Source organism: Streptomyces sp. NPDC087787 (assembly GCF_044743035.1).
GTDB lineage: Bacteria > Actinomycetota > Actinomycetes > Streptomycetales > Streptomycetaceae > Streptomyces.
Genome location: NZ_JBIUVQ010000014.1, coordinates 49183 through 67306, shown reverse-complemented (window position 1 = coordinate 67306; position 18124 = coordinate 49183). Strand labels below are relative to the sequence as shown.

The 18124-nt window shown below is 73.1% G+C and carries 16 protein-coding genes; 5 read left to right on the top strand and 11 right to left on the bottom strand.

The window, feature by feature from the left end:
- Positions 1-68 precede the first annotated feature (68 nt).
- Positions 69-1127 (bottom strand): LAETG motif-containing sortase-dependent surface protein, encoded by a 1059-nt coding sequence (locus ACIOWN_RS22430; RefSeq protein WP_362351333.1) that lies wholly within the window; start codon positions 1125-1127, stop codon positions 69-71.
- A gap of 165 nt (positions 1128-1292) precedes the next feature.
- Between ACIOWN_RS22430 and ACIOWN_RS22425 the strand changes: the two genes are divergently transcribed.
- Complete coding sequence (locus tag ACIOWN_RS22425) at positions 1293-2114, top strand: phospholipid scramblase-related protein (protein WP_362351336.1); 822 nt, start codon at positions 1293-1295, stop codon at positions 2112-2114.
- Between the two features lie 7 nt (positions 2115-2121).
- Here ACIOWN_RS22425 and ACIOWN_RS22420 read toward each other — a convergent pair whose 3' ends face one another.
- A complete protein-coding gene (locus tag ACIOWN_RS22420; protein ID WP_362351338.1) occupies positions 2122-3102 on the bottom strand; it encodes a hypothetical protein in 981 nt (326 codons plus the stop codon).
- 365 nt (positions 3103-3467) lie between these two features.
- Here ACIOWN_RS22420 and ACIOWN_RS22415 point away from each other — a divergent pair, with 365 nt between their 5' ends.
- Entirely contained in the window at positions 3468-4109 is a 642-nt protein-coding gene (locus tag ACIOWN_RS22415; RefSeq protein ID WP_362351341.1) for a TetR/AcrR family transcriptional regulator, read from the top strand.
- Between the two features lie 150 nt (positions 4110-4259).
- Here ACIOWN_RS22415 and ACIOWN_RS22410 read toward each other — a convergent pair whose 3' ends face one another.
- Positions 4260-5258 carry a DUF2510 domain-containing protein gene (locus ACIOWN_RS22410; protein WP_362351344.1) on the bottom strand — a complete coding sequence of 333 codons (999 nt, stop codon included), beginning with the start codon at positions 5256-5258 and terminating at the stop codon, positions 4260-4262.
- Positions 5259-5443: 185 nt separating this feature from the next.
- On the opposite strand from ACIOWN_RS22410, the gene ACIOWN_RS22405 reads away from it, so the two are divergent.
- Positions 5444-8134, top strand: a complete 2691-nt coding sequence (locus ACIOWN_RS22405; protein ID WP_362351347.1) for an AAA family ATPase — start codon at positions 5444-5446, stop codon at positions 8132-8134.
- 291 nt (positions 8135-8425) lie between these two features.
- Here ACIOWN_RS22405 and pcaD read toward each other — a convergent pair whose 3' ends face one another.
- The 7 genes from pcaD to ACIOWN_RS22370 are packed head-to-tail and all read right to left on the bottom strand — an operon-like array spanning position 8426 to position 14897.
- On the bottom strand, positions 8426-9541 hold the full coding sequence (gene pcaD, locus ACIOWN_RS22400; RefSeq protein ID WP_401983180.1) for a 3-oxoadipate enol-lactonase: 1116 nt from the start codon (positions 9539-9541) through the stop codon (positions 8426-8428).
- Complete coding sequence (gene pcaB, locus ACIOWN_RS22395; protein WP_401983179.1) at positions 9538-10866, bottom strand: 3-carboxy-cis,cis-muconate cycloisomerase; 1329 nt, start codon at positions 10864-10866, stop codon at positions 9538-9540. The genes pcaD and pcaB overlap by 4 nt, the downstream gene beginning before the upstream one ends.
- A gap of 26 nt (positions 10867-10892) precedes the next feature.
- Positions 10893-11498 (bottom strand): protocatechuate 3,4-dioxygenase subunit alpha, encoded by a 606-nt coding sequence (pcaG, locus tag ACIOWN_RS22390; protein WP_401983178.1) that lies wholly within the window; start codon positions 11496-11498, stop codon positions 10893-10895.
- A 6-nt stretch (positions 11499-11504) separates the two neighbouring features.
- Positions 11505-12278 carry a protocatechuate 3,4-dioxygenase subunit beta gene (gene pcaH / locus ACIOWN_RS22385; RefSeq protein WP_362351358.1) on the bottom strand — a complete coding sequence of 258 codons (774 nt, stop codon included), beginning with the start codon at positions 12276-12278 and terminating at the stop codon, positions 11505-11507.
- Between the two features lie 20 nt (positions 12279-12298).
- Positions 12299-13501, bottom strand: a complete 1203-nt coding sequence (locus ACIOWN_RS22380; RefSeq protein ID WP_401983177.1) for a thiolase family protein — start codon at positions 13499-13501, stop codon at positions 12299-12301.
- The gene (locus tag ACIOWN_RS22375) at positions 13498-14142 is read right to left on the bottom strand and encodes a CoA transferase subunit B (RefSeq protein ID WP_362351364.1); all 645 of its coding nucleotides are present in this window, start codon (positions 14140-14142) and stop codon (positions 13498-13500) included. Before ACIOWN_RS22375 ends, ACIOWN_RS22380 begins: the two co-directional genes overlap by 4 nt.
- Positions 14142-14897: a CoA transferase subunit A gene (locus ACIOWN_RS22370; protein WP_362351513.1), complete on the bottom strand. Its 756-nt coding sequence runs from the start codon at positions 14895-14897 to the stop codon at positions 14142-14144. Before ACIOWN_RS22370 ends, ACIOWN_RS22375 begins: the two co-directional genes overlap by 1 nt.
- 237 nt (positions 14898-15134) lie before the next feature.
- Between ACIOWN_RS22370 and ACIOWN_RS22365 the strand changes: the two genes are divergently transcribed.
- The gene (locus tag ACIOWN_RS22365; RefSeq protein ID WP_362351367.1) at positions 15135-15599 is read left to right on the top strand and encodes a MarR family transcriptional regulator; all 465 of its coding nucleotides are present in this window, start codon (positions 15135-15137) and stop codon (positions 15597-15599) included.
- 35 nt (positions 15600-15634) lie between these two features.
- On the opposite strand, the gene ACIOWN_RS22360 is transcribed toward ACIOWN_RS22365, so the two are convergent.
- The gene (locus ACIOWN_RS22360; RefSeq protein ID WP_401983176.1) at positions 15635-16639 is read right to left on the bottom strand and encodes a DUF3048 domain-containing protein; all 1005 of its coding nucleotides are present in this window, start codon (positions 16637-16639) and stop codon (positions 15635-15637) included.
- A 254-nt stretch (positions 16640-16893) separates the two neighbouring features.
- Between ACIOWN_RS22360 and ACIOWN_RS22355 the strand changes: the two genes are divergently transcribed.
- Entirely contained in the window at positions 16894-18084 is a 1191-nt protein-coding gene (locus ACIOWN_RS22355; RefSeq protein WP_362351371.1) for a zinc-dependent alcohol dehydrogenase, read from the top strand.
- The last annotated feature ends 40 nt before the right edge of the window (positions 18085-18124 follow it).

Genomic DNA, 18124 nt, shown 5'->3' with positions numbered 1-18124 from the left:
GCGAAGGGCCGCACCCGCTGCTGCGGGTGCGGCCCTCGTGCCTCGCCTCAGTGCGTCAGGGACGCGGATCAGGCGGCGGCGGCTCCGCTGCCGGCCTTGCGGCGGCGCACGACGAACACGGCGCCCGCGCCGACGGCGACCGCTGCGCCGCCCGCTAGCGCGATCATCGGCAGCGCCGAGCTGGAGCCGGTCTCGGCGAGGTGGCCCTGCGGGACGATCTGCCGGTCGCCGACGGGCTTGGCCGGCAGTTCCTTCCTGCCGCCCTGCGGCTTGGCGTCGGGCGGGTTGCCCGCGCTGGTGCCGGCCGCGAGGACGTCGAACTGGTAGTAGTCCTTGTCGGTGGCGTAGACGCAGTTGCCCTTGTCGTCGGCGTACATGCCGATCGTGATGGCGATGCCGAGCCCGGCCGGGGCCGTCTTGTCCACGCTGAGCCGCAGGTCGACGGAGAAGGACTCCTTGGCCTTGATGTCGGTGTAGGCGACGTAGGCGTAGGCCGGGTCCTTCGCGTCCTGGGAGATGTTCTCCCACGTGCCGGACACCGGGTCCTTGTACTGCAGGGTGAGGTGGCGGGTCTGGTCGGTGAACCTCTTGTCGTCGATGAGAGCCGCGGCCACGCCCATGTCGACGCGCTTGTAGGAGTTGTCGCCGGTGTTCTCGACGTTCAGCTTGAAGTCGTGGAACCCGCTGCCCGCGACGACCTTCGAGGGCAGGCCGGTCAGACTGGTGCGCAGGTTCTTGTCGGACTTCGCCTTGGCGTCCTTGCACGGCTGCGGACCCCGCGACGGCGAGGCGGAGGGAGTGGGCGCCGTGGCGGTGGGCGTGGCCGCGTCCTCACCGCCGGCGGGAGGCGCCTCCTCGCCGGACTTCTCCTCCTCGCCGGACGCCGGCTTCTTACCGGCCGGGTCCGCCTCCTCGGAGTTCGACTCCTCGTTGTTGGAGGTGTTCGACTCGTTGGACTCGGTCGACTCGGCGGTCTTGCCGGGGTCGCTGGGCTCGTTGGAGTCGGTCTCGTTCTCACCGGCGGTCGTCTCGGTGGCCGTCGGGGACGGAGGCACCGAGGCGAAGGCGGCGGGGGCCGCAAGAAGCACGGCCGGTGCGATGGCTGCCGTGGCTGCTGCGAGAGCCAAGGAGCGGCGGATCCTCATGCGAACCTCGAAAAACAGAAGTGGTCGATGTGTGCGCAGAGGAGATCGCCGGGAGCGGTGAAAGGTTGCCCGGTGTTCGCGAAGTCAATGTGTGACGTGCCTCACTCGCGGACGTGGGGCCGGTCTGCCCGGCGGTAGTGTGCGCCGGTGAGTACGTACGCGAACACACCGGCAGGTTGGTACCCGGACCCGCATGGAGCGGCCCGGACGCTGCGTTACTGGGACGGTTCCCAGTGGACGGAGCACACCCACGCCGACCCGCAGGCCCAGGCCGCGCCGCAGATGCCGCAGCAGCAGGCCGCCCCGGATCCGCGCGTGCAGCGCCAGGTCCAGCACCAGGCCGGGGTCGCTCCGGGCGCGCAGGGGGGCGGCTCCCTGTTCAGTGAGCCGGTGCTCGTGGTGAACCAGAAGGCCAAACTGATCGAGCTGACCAACGAGTACGAGGTCTTCGACCAGCACGGCAGCCGGATCGGCACGGTCACCGAGATCGGGCAGAGCGCGCTGAAGAAGGCGATGCGGTTCGTCTCCAGCCTCGACCAGTTCATGACGCACAGGCTGGAGATCCGCGACGCCTACGGCACGCCCCAGTTGGTGCTCACCCGGCCGGCGAAGGTGTTCAAGTCGCGCGTGGTGGTGTCCCGTCCGGACGGCTCCGAGGTCGGCGAGATCGTCCAGCAGAACGTCTTCGGCAAGATCAACTTCGCGATGAACGCGAACGGGCAGCAGGTCGGCGCCATCAAGGCGGAGAACTGGCGGGCCTGGAACTTCGCCATCGTCGACCACGCCGACAACGAGGTCGCCCGGATCACCAAGACCTGGGAGGGCCTGGCTAAGACGATGTTCACGACCGCCGACAACTACGTGCTCCAGATCCACTACCAGCTGCCCGAGCCGCTGCTGAGCCTGGTGGTCGCCACCGCGCTCACCGTCGACACGGCGCTCAAGCAGGACTCGCGCGGCTGGAACTGACCGGCGATTACAGCGGGGTGAGGTGTCCCGGCCCCAACGGCCGGGACGGCAGCGCCGGTTCCTGGGCGGGCGGTTCCGTCTCCAGGGCGAGTACGGCGGCCACCGGGTGGTCCGGGTCGTCGCCCCGCGCGGTGCGCTCCGGACCCGGTCCGGGGTGCGCGTCCGCGGGCCTCGGAGTGGCCCGCGAGAGAGTCACGACCCCCCAGGAGGCGAGGGCCGCGCCCGCCGACGCCAGCAGCACGCCCGTCGCGCCGCCCTTCAGTCCCTGGCCGAGCAGGGTGAGCCCGATCAGGGCGGCCGCCGCCGGATTGGTCAGCGTCAGCACCGCGAGCGGGGCGCCGAGCCCGTCCCGGTAGGCGGTCTGCGACAGCAGCAGGCCACCGGTGGCGAAGGCCGCGACGAGCAGCGCCACCAGGATCACGCGGGCGCTGAGCAGGGGTCCGGAGTGGTCCGTGGCGGCCACCGTCACCGTCTGGGTGAGCGCGGAGGCCACGCCCGAGGCGATCCCCGACGCGGTCGCGTGCCGCAGTCCCGGCCGCGCCCCCGGCCGTGACAGCGCGCCGATCAGTACGGCCGTGGCGCCCGCGACCGACAGTGCCTCCACGGGGCTCAGCACGTGTACCGGGGCCGGTCCGGAAGCCGCGAGGAGCAGGGCGGCCAGGCCGAGCAGCGTGCACGCGGTCCCCCGCCACTCGGCTGCCACGACCCGCCGTCCGGCCATCCGCGCCCCCAGCGGCACGGCGGCCACCAGGGTGAGCGCGCCGAGCGGCTGGACCACGGTGAGCGGGCCGTACTTCAGGGCCGCCACGTGCAGCAGGGCCGCCGATCCGTTCAGCGCGACGGCCCACCACCAGGCGCCGGCGCGGAGCAGTCCGCGCACCCCGATTCCGCGGTTGCGTGCGGCGAGCCGTTCCTGGGCGACCGCGGCGGTCGCGTAGGCGACGGCCGAGAACAGCGACAGGACCACGGCCGTCAGGGTGGCATTCACCGGGCCGCCCCCGCCGGGGCGTGTTCCCCGGCCGGCCGGGACGCGGCGGCGAGCGGTCGCCGCGCCGGTCCGGCGGGCTCCGCTTCGGCGGCCTCGCTTCGGGATGTCATGCCCGGACCTCTCGTGACGGTGGTGCGTGGGGTGATGCCGGTGACGCTGTCCGCACCTGTGTCGTCACCGGTGCCGGTGCCCGCTTCGGCACCGGTGTGGATGTACCGTGCATCGATACGGCAGCGTACCGATACGGCAGTGTACCGATACGCAGGCGTACCGGTACACTGCCGTATCGATGGTCCTTCGCCACACTGGAGAGCGGGCCCCGAGCCAGGCCTGAACCTCCGGAACACGCAGTGAGGAGCGCAGCGATGACATCGCAGGCCGCGGACGAGCCGGAGACGGTTGTCGCCTCGCGCCGCTCCAAGCTCACGCCGGAGCGTGAGCAGGAGTTCTTCGATGCCGTGCTCGAACAGATCCGCGAGCACGGCTACGACGCCGTCACCATGGAGGGCATCGCCGCCAGCACCCGGTGCAGCAAGTCGACGCTCTACCGGCAGTGGCGGACCAAGCCGCAGTTCGTGGCGGCCGCCCTGCGGTCCAGTGGCCGTTGCCGCTTCGCCGGCATCGACACCGGCTCGCTCGCCGCGGACCTGCGGCGGGTGGCGCGGTCCGCGGGCGAGTGGTCGGGCCGGGACACCCGCCTCCTCCAGGCGCTCGGACACGCGATCACGCTGGACCTGGAGCTGCAGCGGGCGCTGCGCGAGACGCTGGTCGAGCCGGAGCTCGCCGCGCTGCGGGAGATCCTTCGGCGCGGGGTGGAGCGCGGCGAGGTCCTCGCGGACAATCCCGCGCTGGAGTTCGTACCCGCGCAGCTGTTCGGCGTCCTGCGCGTCCGGCCCCTTTTCGAGGGGGAGTACGCCGACCCGGACTACCTGGTCCGGTTCGTGGAGGCCGCGGTGCTGCCGGCGCTGGGCCTCGGTTCACGACTCAGGCCACCGTCCCCGGGATGACCGGGCGGTGACCTGCCCGCGCCGCACCGTGGGGACGGGGGCGGCGCGCACCCCCGGACGGGCGGGGTGCCTCTGGAGCGGAGAGGTGGCCCGCCCGTCCGCCATGGGCCGGCGGGTCCGCGTATGGCCGGGTACGGCCCGTACGGCGGCTCAGACGCTCTGGCCGCTGCCGCCGCCCGAGGCCGCCTTGATGCCCCGGGTGATGTCGTCGATCACGGACTGCGGCTCCCCGACGTCGACGCCGAAGCGGACGACGATCAGCTGCCGTGAGGCGCCGGGCGAGGTGAAGGCCAGCGACTCCACGTACCCGTCGGCGCCCTTGCTGGTGACGGCCTTCCAGCGGACCAGGTAGCCCTCCTGCCCAGCCACGGTCACCGCCTTGGAGGCCAGCACCTCGTGAGAGGTGATCCGGCCGTAGGCCTCGCCCCCGTAGGAGTCCTCGGCGTTCGCCGCGATGTCGGCCTTGGCGACCTCCTCGGGCGTGGTCCCGCGCAGGCCCAGCACGAGCGCGGGAGCCGAGTAGGCGCCGCCCTTGGTGCAGCTCTTGGAGGTGTCGCCGGGGCACTTGTAGGAGTCGTCCGACGTGACCTGGGCGCCCACCCCCAGCTCCTGGCCGTACCAGCCGTCGGGTATGGGCAGGCTGATGCCGCTGACCGCGTCGGTCACCGAGCCGCTCTTGATCTTCGGCGCCTCGGACGGCCCGCCACCGGACCCGCCGGACCCGTCCGAACCGCCCGGGCCGCGTTCCTCGCCGCTGCCGCCCCGGCCGTCCTGCCCCTGCCGGGACCCGGCACGGCCGTCCTTGCCGCCCGCGCCGTGGACCAGCGCGAACACGCCGACGCCGATGCTCGCCAGCACCGCTGCCGTCACTCCGACGGCGATGCCGATCCGCAGCCCGCGCCGCGCGGGGGCGGGAGGCCGGCCGGGGTATCCGGGGTGCCCCGGATAGCCCGGATACCCCGGGTATCCCGGAGAGGCCGGGTACGCCCCCGGGGCCGCCTGCTGTGCCGGGGGACCCCACACGGCCGCCGATCCGGCGGGCCGGGTCTGGTCCGTCCATGCCCTGCCGTCCCACCAGCGCTCGGTGGCGGGGCCGTCACTTGTCTGCCCGGGGTCGGGGTACCACCCGGGAGGAGTCACCTGCGTCATGTGCCTACCGTATGAGGCGTCGGTGAAAGCCCGATGAGAGGACCCCGTTCCCGCTCACCGCGGCGCCCCTCTACCGCAGGTCACCCGACAACGGCAACAGCTGCAGGGGCGGGCCCGCCGCATCGGGCGCTCGGGGGCTACGCTCGAAGCCTGCATGCCGTCGGGCGACTTGGGGAGGTAGCGGGATGACGGAGGTACGGCCGGGCACGGCCGCCTCGGACTCGCTGTGGGAGCGCGACGAGGAACTCACCGCCGTCGTACGCGCGATCGACGTCCTGTGCGCCGACCGCGCGTCCTCGGGAGGACTGATGGTCCTGGAGGGCGAGGCCGGTCTTGGCAAGACCGCCCTGCTGACCGAGACCCGCCGCATCGCCCAGGACCGCGGCTGCGCGGTGTGGTCGGCGCGCGGCGGCGAGACCCTGCGCTCCGTCCCCTTCAACGTGGTACGGCAGTTGCTCCAGCCCGCGCTGCTGTCGCTGATGCCCGAGGAGGCCCGTGAGTACCTCGGCGACTGGTACCACATCGCCGGCCCCGCCCTCGGCATCGCCGAACCCCGGGACGGGCAGGCCGACCCGCAGGGCGTGTGCGACGGCCTGGTCGCCGCCGTGCGCCGGCTCGCCGAGCGCGAGTGGCCGCTGGTGCTGCTGATCGACGACGCCCACTGGGCCGACGCGGAGACCCTGCGCTGGCTCGCCGCGTTCGCCGAACGCCTCGACGACCTGCCCGTACTGCTCGTGGTCACCCGCCGGCCCGGCGAGATCGGCGGCGAGGACGCACAGTGCCTGGACGCGGCCGTCGCCGCCGCGAGCGTCCACGCCCTGAACGCCCTGACCCCCGAGGCGACCGCCGGGCTCACCCGCACCGCCCTCGGCCCGCACGCCGACGCCCCGTTCTGCCGCGAGGTGTGGGCGGTCACCGGCGGCAACCCGTACGAGACCGTCGAACTGCTCGCCAAGGTGCGCGACAGCGAACTCGAACCGGTCGAGTCCCGGGCCGCCGAACTGCGCGCCCTGAACCGCTCCGCCCGCGGCGGCGGCCTCGTCGCCCGCCTGGAGGAACTCGGCATAGACGCCACCCGGTTCGCCTGGGCCGCCGCGGTCCTCGGTACCGGCATCTCCGTGGAGCTCGTCGCCCGGCTGGCCACCATGACCCGCGACGACGCCGAGCGCTGCGCCGGACTGCTGCGCCGCGCCCGCATCCTCACCGAGCCGGACCCGGCGACCGGCCGGGGCGGCGGCGGGGAGCTGGAGTTCGTGCACCCGCTGATCGCCACCGACGTCTACAACTCCATCCCGGACGCCCTGCGCACCGCCATGCACGGCATCGCCGCCCAGGTGGTCACCGACTCCGGGTTCGGCGCCGCGGCGGCCTCCCGGCATCTGCTGCGGGTCCACCCGGACGACGACCAGGAACTCGTCGAGGAGCTGCGCGAGGCGGCCCGCGAACACCTCGCCGTCGGCGCGTCCGACGCGGCCCGCCAGTGCCTGGAGCGGGCCCTGCTGGAGCCGCCGACGCCCGGCACCCACGCGCGTGTGCTCTACGAGCTGGGCTGCGCCACGCTGCTGACCGCGCCCGCCACCACCATCGAGCACCTCCAGCGGGCGCTCGCCATGCCCGGCCTCGACGGTCCCACCCGTGTGGACGCCGTGTGGCGGCTCTCCCAGGCCCTGCTCCACAACGACCAGCTGGAGGAGGCCGTCCGCACGGTCGAGGCGGAGGCCGCCCGCCACGAACCGGGGCCGACCCGGATGCGGTTGCAGGCCGTGCAGTACATGTGGGAGGGCCTGTACACGAGCGGGACCAGCTCCCCGGACCGTTCCGAGCGCCTCGCCGCGCTCGCCTCCGGCTGCACCGGACGCGACAACTCCGAGCGCGCCCTGCTGATCCTGCGCGGTTTCGACGCCATGACCCGCGGCGAGAGCGCCGAGGAGGTCGTGGAGTTGTGCGACCGGGCCCTCGTCAACGGCCGCCTCGCACCCGGACTCGGCTGGACCGACACCGAGTGGGGCATCGAACTGCTGCTGATGCTCGCCACCGCGTACGCCTACTGCGACCGCCTCGACCGCGCCGAGACCCTCTACACCGAGGCCCTGCGCGCCTACGAGACCGCCGGCTGGAGCGGCGGCCACCTCGCCCTCGCCCACGCCTACGTCGGCCTCGGGCACCGCAGGCGCGGTCGGCTGCGGGAGGCCGAGGAGGCCCTGCGGGCATCGCTGCGCCTGGCCGAGCGGGTCGGCCGCGGGCTGCCCCTGTACTGGACCGCGACCTGCAACCTCGTCGACACCCTGCTCGCCCGCGGCCATGTCGAGCGGGCCTGGGAGGTGGCCGAACAGCACGGCTTCGCCCCGCCCTACCCGTCCACGATCGTGCTGCCCGATCCGCACAGCGTGCGCGGCCGGCTGCTGCTGGCCCTCGGCCGCACCGAGGACGGCCTGGGCGAACTGGAGGCGGCCGAGAAGGCGGCGGCCACCCGCGGCCACCAGAACCCGGTGACGGTGCCCTGGGCGGCCGACCTGGCCCGGGCGCTCGCCACCGAGGACCCCGAGCGGGCCGGGCGGCTCGTCGCCGACCTCCGCCGCCAGGCCGAGCGGTTCGGCACCGACACCGCCATAGGAGAGGCCCTGCGCTGCGCCGCGGCCCTGGAGAACGGCCAGCGGGCGGTCCGGCTGGCCGCCCAGGCCGTCACCTACCTGGAGGCCTCCCCCTGCCAGTACGAACACGCCGTCGCCCGCGTCGAGTTCGGCATCGTCTCGCGCTCGGCCGCCGAACTGGGCCGTGGCCTGGCCCTGGCACGCTCGTGCGGCGCGGACGGCCTGGCGCGGCGGGCGGCACGACTGCTGGAGTCGGAACACGGGCTGAGCCAGGCCCCGGCGTAGGGCCGTTCCCGGGGACCGCGCGGGGGCACGGGTTCGGTACGCCCCGCCGTGGCTCGCGAATGGGCGACCCACGTCCCGCTCACCCTGGCCGACGACGACCGCCGAGACCCGGCGACGCGATGCGCCGTACGGGCCTCGGTCCGTACCCGCAGGCCGGCCGGCGGGCGTCCGCGTCGGAGGCCGGCGGTAGCGGGCTGCCAGGTCACTCCTCGGCACAGGAGCTGGTCCACATCCGGCAGCCGGTCGACGGCCCCCGGTGCTCGCTCGCGTGCCGGCAGCCCGCGGCTCCCGTCACCCCTCGTCCGGCTCCTCCGCCAGCACCCGCTGGGCCACCGCGAACGCCGAGTTGGCCGCCGGGACCCCGCAGTACACGGCGCTCTGGAGCAGCGCCGCGCCGATCTCGTCGGGGGTGAGCCCGTTGCGGCGGGCCGCCCGTACGTGCATGGCCAGTTCGTCGTAGTGGCCGTGCGCGATCAGCGCCGTCAGGGTGATCAGGCTGCGCTCGCGGCGGCTCAGCGTCGGGTCGGTCCAGATCTCGCCCCAGGCGTAGCGGGAGATGAAGTCCTGGAAGCGGGCCGTGAGCGGGGTCTGCCGGGCCTGCGCCCGGTCGACGTGCGCGTCGCCGAGCACCTCGCGGCGCACCTCCATGCCCCGCCGGGGAGCACCGTCGAGGTGGGTGCGCAGCACCGCCAGGACCGCCTCGGGGCACTGCGCGGGCGCCAGGTGCGAGGCGCCGGGGATCTCGGCCAGCGCGGAGCCGGGCACCGCGTCGGCGATCTGCCGCAGATGTGCGGGCGGGGTGGCCGGGTCCTCACGGCCCGCGACCAGCAGCGTCGGTGCGCCGATCTCCGGCAGCCGGTCGGTGAGGTCGAAGGCGGCCAGCGCGTCGCAGCAGGCGGCGTACGCCTCCGGGTCGGCCTCCCGGTGGTCCCGGACCAGGTCGGGCACGGTGAAGTCACCGGCGAACCACCGGGCGCCGGCGCTCTCGACCAGCCACTCGAGGCCGTCCCGCCGGACCCGCCGGGCCCGCTCCTGCCATGCCTTGGCGCCGTTGAAGTGGGCCGACGAGCAGATCACGGCGAGCGAGTCGACGCGCTCGGGGTGGTGCACGGCGAGGTGCAGACCCACGGCGCCGCCCAGCGACACGCCGGCGTACGCGAACCGTTCGATGCCGAGGTAGTCGGCGAGCGCCAGCACCAGGCCGGCGAGGTCGCCGACGGTCGCGCCCGGCCCGATGAGCCCGGCCGGTGAACCCCCGTGCCCGGGCAGGTCCCAGCGGACCACCCGGTGGGAGATCGCCAGCTCGGGTGCGACCTTGTCCCACAGCGCGTACGACGTGCCGAGGGACGGCCCGAGCAGCAGCGGGGGAGCGGAGGCGGGGCCTTCGAGGAGGTGGTGCAGAGTCAACGTCGCTCCAGGGCAAGGTCGGTGAGGGTTCCGGCGGAGCCGGTGTAACGGGCCGGGTCGGTGAGCTCGCCCAGATCCACGTTCACGTCCTCCAACTCGGGCTGATCGGCGAGGAGTTCACCGAGGCTTCGGTTCTCCGCGTAGGCGCGCCGGGCGAGTTCGGTGAGCAGCTCCTTGGCGCGGGCCCGGCCGAGCACGGGGGCCAGCTCGGCCGACAGCCGCTCGGACACGATCAGTCCATGGGTCAGCCCCAGATGGGCGCGCATCGCGTCCGCGTCCACCCGCAGGCCCTCGGTCAGCTCCGCGGCATCCCGGGCCGCCCCGCCGACGAGGCGCAGCAGCTCCCGCAGCGGCTCCCACTCCGCGTGCCAGGCGCCGGGCGGCCGTTCGTCCTGTGCCACCAGCGACCCGTGGAGGCCGGCCGCGAGGTGCGGCGCGCGCTGGGCGGCGGCCGCGATCAGGGTGGACCGCACGGGGTTCGCCTTGTGCGGCATGGCGGAGGAACCGCCGCCGCTGCCCTCGGCAAGTTCCGCGGTCTCCGTACGGGTCAGCACCAGCACGTCCGCGGCGATCTTGCCCAGCGCCCCGGCGGCGAAGGCGAGGCATCCGGCGAGATCGGCGATCGGGGTGCGCAGTGTGTGCCAGGGCAACAGCGGCTCGCGCAGGCCCAGTTCACGGGCGTACGCGGCGACGAGCGCGGTCGGGTCCGCGGCGCCGTACGCGGAGAAGGCCGCCAGTGTCCCCGCCGCGCCACCGAGTTGGGCGGGCAGGGAGTCCCGCACCCGGATGATCCGGTCCCTGGCGTCCAGCACCAGCGACCGCCAGCCGGCCGCCTTCAGGCCGAACGTCGTCGGCACCGCGTGCTGGGTCAGCGTCCGGCCCGGCATCGCCGTGTCGCGGTGCGCGGCGGCCGTCCGGGCCAGCGCCTGCCCGATGCGGGCCAGATCGGCGAGGACCAGGTCCAGGGTGCGCACGGCGACGAGCATCGTCGCCGTGTCCATGATGTCCTGGCTGGTCGCGCCCCGGTGGACGTAGGAGCCGTACTCCTCGCCCACGGCGCGGGTGAGGTCGGCGACCAGCGGGATGACCGGGTTGCCGCCGCCGCGGGCGCGTTCCGCGAGCCCGCGCAGGTCGAAGCGGTCCGGATCGGCCGCCCGGGTCACCGCCTCGGCCGCCCGGTCCGGGGCGAGGCCGAGAGCGGCCTGGGCGCGGGTGAGCGCCGCCTCCGCGTCGAGCAGGGCCCGCAGACAGGCGGAATCGCTCGTCGCGGACGCGGCGGGGGAGCCGGCCCAGCCCGGACCGAGCAGACCGACGTCGAGTCCCACGGCGGCGGGATCAGCGGCAGGTGGTGTCACCGGAACTCCAGGAAGACCGTCTCGCCCTCGCCCTGAAGGCGGATGTCGAAACGGTAGGCCCCACTGCCCTCCCGCGCGGCGATCAGCGTGTCGCGCCGCTCCTCGTCCAACTGTGCGAGCAGCGGATCGGCGGCCAGCGCGGCCTCGTCACCGGGCAGGTAGATCCGGGTGAACAGGTGCACGAGCAGCCCGCGCGCGAACACGCACACGCTGAGGTAGGGGGCGTTGTGCCCGCGCGCGCCGGGCCGCAGCGTCCGCACGTACCAGTGGCCGTCGACGTCGGTCTGGATGCGGCCGAAGCCGGTGAACTCCACGCCGTTGCGGCCGAGGTGGTCGCCGGAGGCGGGGTCGCGCCGCATCGAGCCGTCGACGGCCGGCACGTTGCCGTCGGGGTCGGGCCCCCACACCTCCACCAGGGCGTCCGGCAGGGGCCGGCCCTCGCCGTCGTACACGTACCCGTGCACGGTGACGGTGTCCGGGTGTCCCAGGGGCGCGATCTCCTCGCCGCCGCGGAAGGGGAGCGCGTACCCGTAGAAGGGGCCCACCGTGTGCGACGGAGTGGGCAGCACGTTCTCGGGGCTGCTCGTGTCGATCTTCGTCATGGCAGGTCAGCGCCCTTCTTCGAGCCAGGTGGCGTGCGGGCCGTCCAGCACGATGTCCCACTGGTAGCCGAGCGAGAACTCCGGCACCGACAGGCTGTGGTCGTAGGTGGCGACCAGCCGCTGCCGGGCCGCGTCGTCCGTCACGGACTGGAGGATCGGGTCATACGGGAACAGCGGGTCGTTCGGGAAGTACATCTGCGTCACCAGCCGCTGCGTGAACGCCGTGCCGAAGACCGAGAAGTGGATGTGCGCCGGACGCCAGGCGTTGACGTGGTTGCGCCACGGGTACGGGCCCGGCTGGATCGTGGTGAACCGGTAGAAGCCGTCCGCGTCGGTCAGCGTACGGCCGACGCCGGTGAAGTTGGGGTCGAGCGGCGCGTCGTGCTGCTCGCGCTGGTGGGCGTAGCGGCCCGCGGAGTTGGCCTGCCAGATCTCGACGAGCTGGCCGCGCACGGGCCGCCCGTCGCGGTCGAGCAGCCGCCCGGAGACGGTGATCCGCTCACCGATCGGCTCACCCGTGTGCTGGCGGGTGAGGTCGTTGTCGATCCCGGTGATGTCCCGTTCGCCGAACGCGGGCGAGGACAGCTCGACCAGTTCCGGGTCCTTGCTGACGTCGATGGCGACCAGCGGCTGCTCGGGGTGGCGTAGCACCGAGGAGCGGTACGGCGCGTAGTCGCGGCGCGGGTGGTGCTCGACCGGGGCGCCTTCGGCGACACGCTTCTCGTACGCGGCGTGCTCGGCCGCGATCTCCTGGTCGATGTCGTGCTGGGTGAGAGCCATGGGGGTTTCCTAACCCTTCCTTAGCGTTCGAGGACGAGGGCGAGGCCCTGACCGACGCCGATGCAGAGGGCGGCGACGCCGACTCCCCCGCCCTTGCGGGCGAGTTGGTGGGCGACGGTGCCGGCGAGCCGGGCGCCGGAGGCGCCGAGCGGGTGACCGAGGGCGATGGCACCGCCCTGGGGGTTCAGGACGGCCGGGTCGAACTCGGGCCACTCCGCGACGCATCCGAGGACCTGGGCGGCGAACGCCTCGTTGAGTTCCAGGGTGTCGAGGTCGGCGAAGGTCCTCCCGGCCTTCGCCAAAGCCCGGTTGACGGCTTCGACGGGGGCCAGTCCGAACCAGTGCGGGTCGACGGCGGACAGCCCGCTGGCGGAGATCCGGGCCAACGGCTCGCGGCCGGTGGCCTTCAGACCCTCCTCGTCGGTGAGGAGCAGGGCGGCGGCACCATCGTTCAGCGGGGAGGCGTTCCCGGCGGTCACCGTCCCGCTCTCGGTGCGGAACGCCGGCTTGAGCCTGGCCATGGCTTCCAGGGACGCGTCCGGGCGTACGGACTCGTCGGCGGCGAACACCACCGGGTCGCCCTTGCGCCGAGGGACGGCCACCGGCGCCAGCTCGGCGTCGAACAGGCCCTCTTCCTGTGCGGCCGCCGCCTTCCGGTGGGAGGCGAGCGCGAACTCGTCCTGCCGCTCGCGGCTGATCCCGTGCTTCTCGGCGATCAACTCCGCGCTCTCGCCCAGCGGGACGGTCCACTGCGGGTCCATCCTCGGGTTGACCATGCGCCAGCCCAGGGTGGTCGAGTACAGCTCGGCGTGCCCGGCAGGGAAGGGCCGGTCGGATTTGGGCAGCACGTAGGGGGCGCGGGTCATGGACTCCACACCGCCGGCGACGGCGATGGAGGCGTCGCCGACGGCGATGGCGCGGGCGGCCTGGATCACCGCCTCCAGGCCGGAGGCGCACAGCCGGTTCACCGTCACGCCCGGCACCGAGGCCGGCAGGCCCGCCAGCAGCGCGGCCATGCGGGCGACGTTGCGGTTCTCCTCCCCGGCGCCGTTGGCGTTGCCGAGGTGGACGTCCTCGATCCGGGCCGGGTCCAGGCGGGGGGTGCGGGCGAGGAGTTCACGGATCGCGTGGGCGGCGAGGTCGTCCGGACGGACGCTCGCCAGGGCGCCGTTGTAGCGGCCGATCGGGGTACGGACCGCGTCGACGAGGTAGACGGTCTTCACAGCAGGTCCTTTGCGACGGTCAGCTCGGCGTCGGTCCTGGCGGCGATCTCCTCGACGCCGACGCCGGGTGCGGTCTCGACGAGGACGAGTCCGTCGCCGGTGACGTCGAGGACGCCGAGGTCGGTGATGATGCGGTCCACACACGCCCTGCCGGTCAGCGGCAGCACGCACTCCTCGACGATCTTGGGGCTGCCGTCCTTGGCGGTGTGGGTCATCACCACGATCACCGTGCGGGCCCCGTGGACCAGGTCCATCGCCCCGCCGATCCCCGTGACCATCCTGCCCGGGACCGCCCAGTTCGCCAGGTCACCGCCCGCGGACACCTGCATCGCGCCCAGCACGGCGACGTCGATGTGTCCGCCGCGGATCATCGAGAACGACAGCGCCGAGTCGAAGAAGGAGGCACCGGGCAGGACCGTCACCGTCTCCTTGCCCGCGTTGATCAGGTCCGGGTCGACGGCGTCCTCGGTGGGGTAGGGGCCGGTCCCCAGGATGCCGTTCTCCGACTCCAGGACCACCTCCACGCCCTCCGGCAGATGGTTCGGAATCAGGGTGGGCAGGCCGATGCCCAGATTGACGTACTGGCCGTCGCGGAGTTCCCGCGCGGCACGGGCGGCCATCTCCTCGCGTGTCCAGCCCATCAGCTGCTCACCGTCCGCTGCTCGATCTTCTTGTCCGCCGCCTGCTCCGGGGTGAGGGCCACCACGCGCTGGACGAAGATGCCCGGCAGGTGCACCGCGTCCGGATCGATCCCACCCGGCTCGACCAGTTCCTCCACCTCGGCGATGGTGACCTTGCCGGCCATCGCGGCGAGCGGGTTGAAGTTCCGGGTGGACTTGTTGAAGACCAGGTTGCCGTGCCGGTCCCCCTTCGCCGCGCGCACCAGCGCGAAATCGGTCCGGATTCCGCGCTCCAGCACGTATTCGGTGCCGTCGAACTCCCGCACCTCCTTCGGCGGGGACGCCAGTGCCACCCCGCCCTGCCCGTCGTACCGCCACGGCAGCCCTCCCTCGGCCACCTGCGTACCCACACCCGCCGGCGTGTAGAAGGCGGGAATCCCCGCCCCGCCCGCGCGCAGCCGCTCGGCCAGCGTGCCCTGCGGAATGAGCTCCACCTCCAGCTCACCGGCCAGATACTGCCGCGCGAACTCCTTGTTCGCGCCGATGTAGGAGCCCGTCACACGACCGATCCGGCCCGCGGCCAGCAGTACCGCCAGACCCGACTCCATCGCACCGCAGTTGTTGGACACGACCGACAGCCCGCCCACCCCGCGGTCGTACAACGCGCCGATCAGCACATTCGGCACCCCGCTCAACCCGAAACCACCGACCGCGAGCGACGCGCCGTCCGGCACATCGGCCACGGCCTCAGCGGCTGTGGCGACCACCTTGTCCATCGAATCAAGCCTCATCTCTGCCGAGCGTCCAGCAACGCAGATAGTCAGGGCACTGACTATTTGGCGGTTCCCTCACGCTGCCACTTGGCGCGCGCCCAGTCAATACCCGCCTGACCAGGATGGGCAGGGTGGCCGACGTATCCGGCAATCCATGGTGGAGAGGTGTCCGTCGGCGGTATCGTTCAGTGCACCTACAAAAGTCACAGCCGATACGACGGATCGACGCGAGGAGCGCACATGGGCGCGGTGGACCTCTCGACCCACCCAGGGCATCTGGCCCGGCGGTTGCAGCAGGCGCACTACCTGCTGTGGAACACGATGGTCTCCGAGGAGATCACCTCGCCGCAGTTCGCGGTCCTGAACGTGCTCGTCGCCGAGCCGGGTCTCGATCAGCGCACGGTGGGGGAGCGGGTGGGCCTCGACCGGTCCACGATCGCCGAGGTGATCAGCCGCCTGGGCCGTCGCGGACTGCTCGACAAGGTGCGCGACCCGCGGGACGGCCGCCGCTTCCTGCTGCGGCTGACCGGTGAGGGGGAGCGCACTCACCGGAAGCTCACCGTACGGACGGCCCGGATGAACCAGGTCTTCCTGGGGCCGCTCAGCGCCGAGGAACAGACCCTCTTCTTCGACCTCATCCGGCGGGTCGCGGACGCGGCCGAGGGGCTGCGCCATCCGGCGGAACCCGTCGCGGCGCAGCCCTGATCACGCCCGTCGCCGTTCCCGGTCACGTCCGCGGATCACGGTCTTGGGGTCAGCACCACCCAGACCTGGCCCCGGGCGAAGTTCACGTCCGTGCCGTCGGCGGCCGTGAACCGCGTGCCGTCCGCCGCGCTCGGGCGCTTCCAGGTGGCGTCGTACACCCGCCCGCCGCGCAGCACCTCCGCCTTCCCCGAACCGACGGTCTCGGTGTACGGGGTGTAGTTGCCGAGCGCGTCGTGCAGGTCCGACGTGCGCACCTTCACATGCTGCACCACCACCGTCGCGGGCACCACCCTCCGGTCGTCGGTCGTGACCGTCTGCCGGCCGTCCATCGCCACCTGCCAGCCGTGCCGCCCCGCCGACCAGGTGAAGGTGAACCGGGCCGCCGGGTAGTGGACCGTGCGCGAGGTCTCGGCGCGGCCGCCCGCGGGCGCCGGGCCGTAGTGGAAGCCGGTGGTCAGCGCGTCCGCTCCCGGGGCCGGACCGAGGAGCTTGCCGGGGCGCAGGTACAGGTTGTGCGGTGACGGCTTGGCGGCCCCCCGGAAATACGCGTCGGGCTTGTCGTCGGGTGTCCTGGCGGTCAGGGGCGCGGCGTCGATCAGCGGCAGCAGTCTGTGCTGGGCGCCGGAGAAGGCGAGCGTGGGGTGGTCGAACTGGCGCAGCAGTTCGAGGTCGGACTCGCGCGCGCTGCGCACCGGTCCGACGACCGGGGGCAGGCGGGTGGCGTAGACCGCCATCAGCCGGGTGAGCCCGCCCTCGACCTGCTCCGCGTACACGATGTCGGCGGCGTCGAGGCCGGTCTGCGGGCGTGCCGCCTGCACGTTGTCGATCTTGACGGCGAGGACGGGGCCGGCGTGCTCCGGACTCGGTGCCTGGCTCCGCGGCAGTTCCCGCGCGGGCGCTGGAGTGTGTCCCTTTCCGTCCTGCTGGTCCCCGACGGTGCCGTGCCGTGCGGTGCAGCCCGTCATCACAGTGGCCGTCGTCACGGCGGCCAACAGCGCCACCGCCGAGGCGGCGCACCGCATGCGCGTGCTTCCTCCCATGCCCACCGTCAGCCCCCGTCTCCGTGCCACTGTCCCTTGACTGTCTGGCTGTCCCTTGACTGTCTGTTTATCCGTTCATCGGTGGCCATACCCGCACGTTTCTGATCGGGCGTGATACGCCGGGGCGACCGGCCCTTCGAGCGCGACCCAGTGCGCCGAACGGCCCGATGAGGCGACCGGCGGTTCGGCGGGTCGGGCCCCGGGTACCCGGGCGCGGCACGGGGGACGCAGAACGACGGAGGGAGCGCGCCGCGATGAAGGCAGTGACGTGGCAGGGCAAACGCGACGTTCGGGTGGACGAGGTCCCCGATCCGAAGATCCAGGAGCCGACGGACGCCGTCATCCGGATCACCTCGACCGGCCTGTGCGGCTCCGACCTGCACCTCTACGAGGTGCTCACGCCGTTCATGACACCGGGCGACATCCTCGGTCACGAGCCCATGGGCATCGTGGAGGAGGTCGGTGCCGAGGTGACGAACCTCAAGCCCGGCGACCGGGTGGCCGTACCGTTCCAGATCTCCTGCGGCCACTGCTTCATGTGCTCCGCGGGCCTGACGACCCAGTGCGAGACCACCCAGGTCACCAGCGAGGGCATGGGCGCCGCCCTGTTCGGCTACACCCGCCTGTACGGCGCCGTGCCGGGCGCCCAGGCCGAGTACCTGCGCGTCCCGCAGGCGCAGTTCGGCCCGATCAAGCTCCCCGAGGGCCCGCCCGACGACCGGTTCCTCTACCTCTCGGACGTGCTGCCGACCGCCTGGCAGGCGGTCGCCTACGCCGATGTGCCGCGCGGTGGCAGCGTGGCCGTACTCGGCCTCGGCCCCATCGGCGACATGGCGTGCCGGATCGCCAAGGCGCGCGGCGCCGAGCGGGTGTTCGGCGTGGACCTGGTCCCCGAACGGCTCGCCCGGGCGCGCAGGCGGGGCGTGGAGACGTACGACCTGCGGGGCTTCGACAACGAGAAGGAACTCATCGCGGCGATCCGCGACGAGACACAGGGACGCGGGCCCGACGCCGTGATCGACGCGGTCGGCACCGAGGCGCACGGCAGCGCGGCAGCCCGGCTCATCCAGCAGGCCGCGGCGGCGCTGCCGCACGCGCTGAGCGGACCGCTCGCCGAACGCTTCAGCGTGGACCGGCTCGCCGCGCTGCACACCGCCATCGAACTGGTGCGCCGCGGCGGCACGCTCTCCCTGAGCGGCGTCTACGGCGGCACGGCCGACCCCATGCCGATGCTCACGCTCTTCGACAAGCAGATACAGATGCGCATGGGCCAGGCCAACGTCCGCCGCTGGACCGACGAGATCATGCCCTACCTCACGGACGAGGACCCGCTGGGCGTCGACGACTTCGCCACGCACCGGCTGCCGCTGTCCGACGCCCCCCACGCGTACGAGATGTTCCAGCGCAAGCAGGAAGGCGCCGTCAAGGTCGTCATGCGGCCATGAGGCCCGCGGCGGCCCGCGGCGCGCTCCCGGACCGCCGCCG

Bases quoted from the DNA above. Each gene is read 5' to 3' on its own strand.
- pcaG (WP_401983178.1), bottom strand. From the start codon at position 11,498: ATGACGAAGATCGACACGAGCAGCCCCGAGAACGTGCTGCCCACTCCG.
- pcaH (WP_362351358.1), bottom strand. From the start codon at position 12,278: ATGGCTCTCACCCAGCACGACATCGACCAGGAGATCGCGGCCGAGCAC.
- ACIOWN_RS22355 (WP_362351371.1), top strand. From the start codon at position 16,894: ATGAAGGCAGTGACGTGGCAGGGCAAACGCGACGTTCGGGTGGACGAG.
- ACIOWN_RS22410 (WP_362351344.1), bottom strand. From the start codon at position 5,258: ATGACGCAGGTGACTCCTCCCGGGTGGTACCCCGACCCCGGGCAGACA.
- ACIOWN_RS22370 (WP_362351513.1), bottom strand. From the start codon at position 14,897: ATGGACAAGGTGGTCGCCACAGCCGCTGAGGCCGTGGCCGATGTGCCG.
- ACIOWN_RS22365 (WP_362351367.1), top strand. From the start codon at position 15,135: ATGGGCGCGGTGGACCTCTCGACCCACCCAGGGCATCTGGCCCGGCGG.
- ACIOWN_RS22360 (WP_401983176.1), bottom strand. From the start codon at position 16,639: ATGGGAGGAAGCACGCGCATGCGGTGCGCCGCCTCGGCGGTGGCGCTG.
- ACIOWN_RS22415 (WP_362351341.1), top strand. From the start codon at position 3,468: ATGACATCGCAGGCCGCGGACGAGCCGGAGACGGTTGTCGCCTCGCGC.
- ACIOWN_RS22405 (WP_362351347.1), top strand. From the start codon at position 5,444: ATGACGGAGGTACGGCCGGGCACGGCCGCCTCGGACTCGCTGTGGGAG.
- ACIOWN_RS22375 (WP_362351364.1), bottom strand. From the start codon at position 14,142: ATGGGCTGGACACGCGAGGAGATGGCCGCCCGTGCCGCGCGGGAACTC.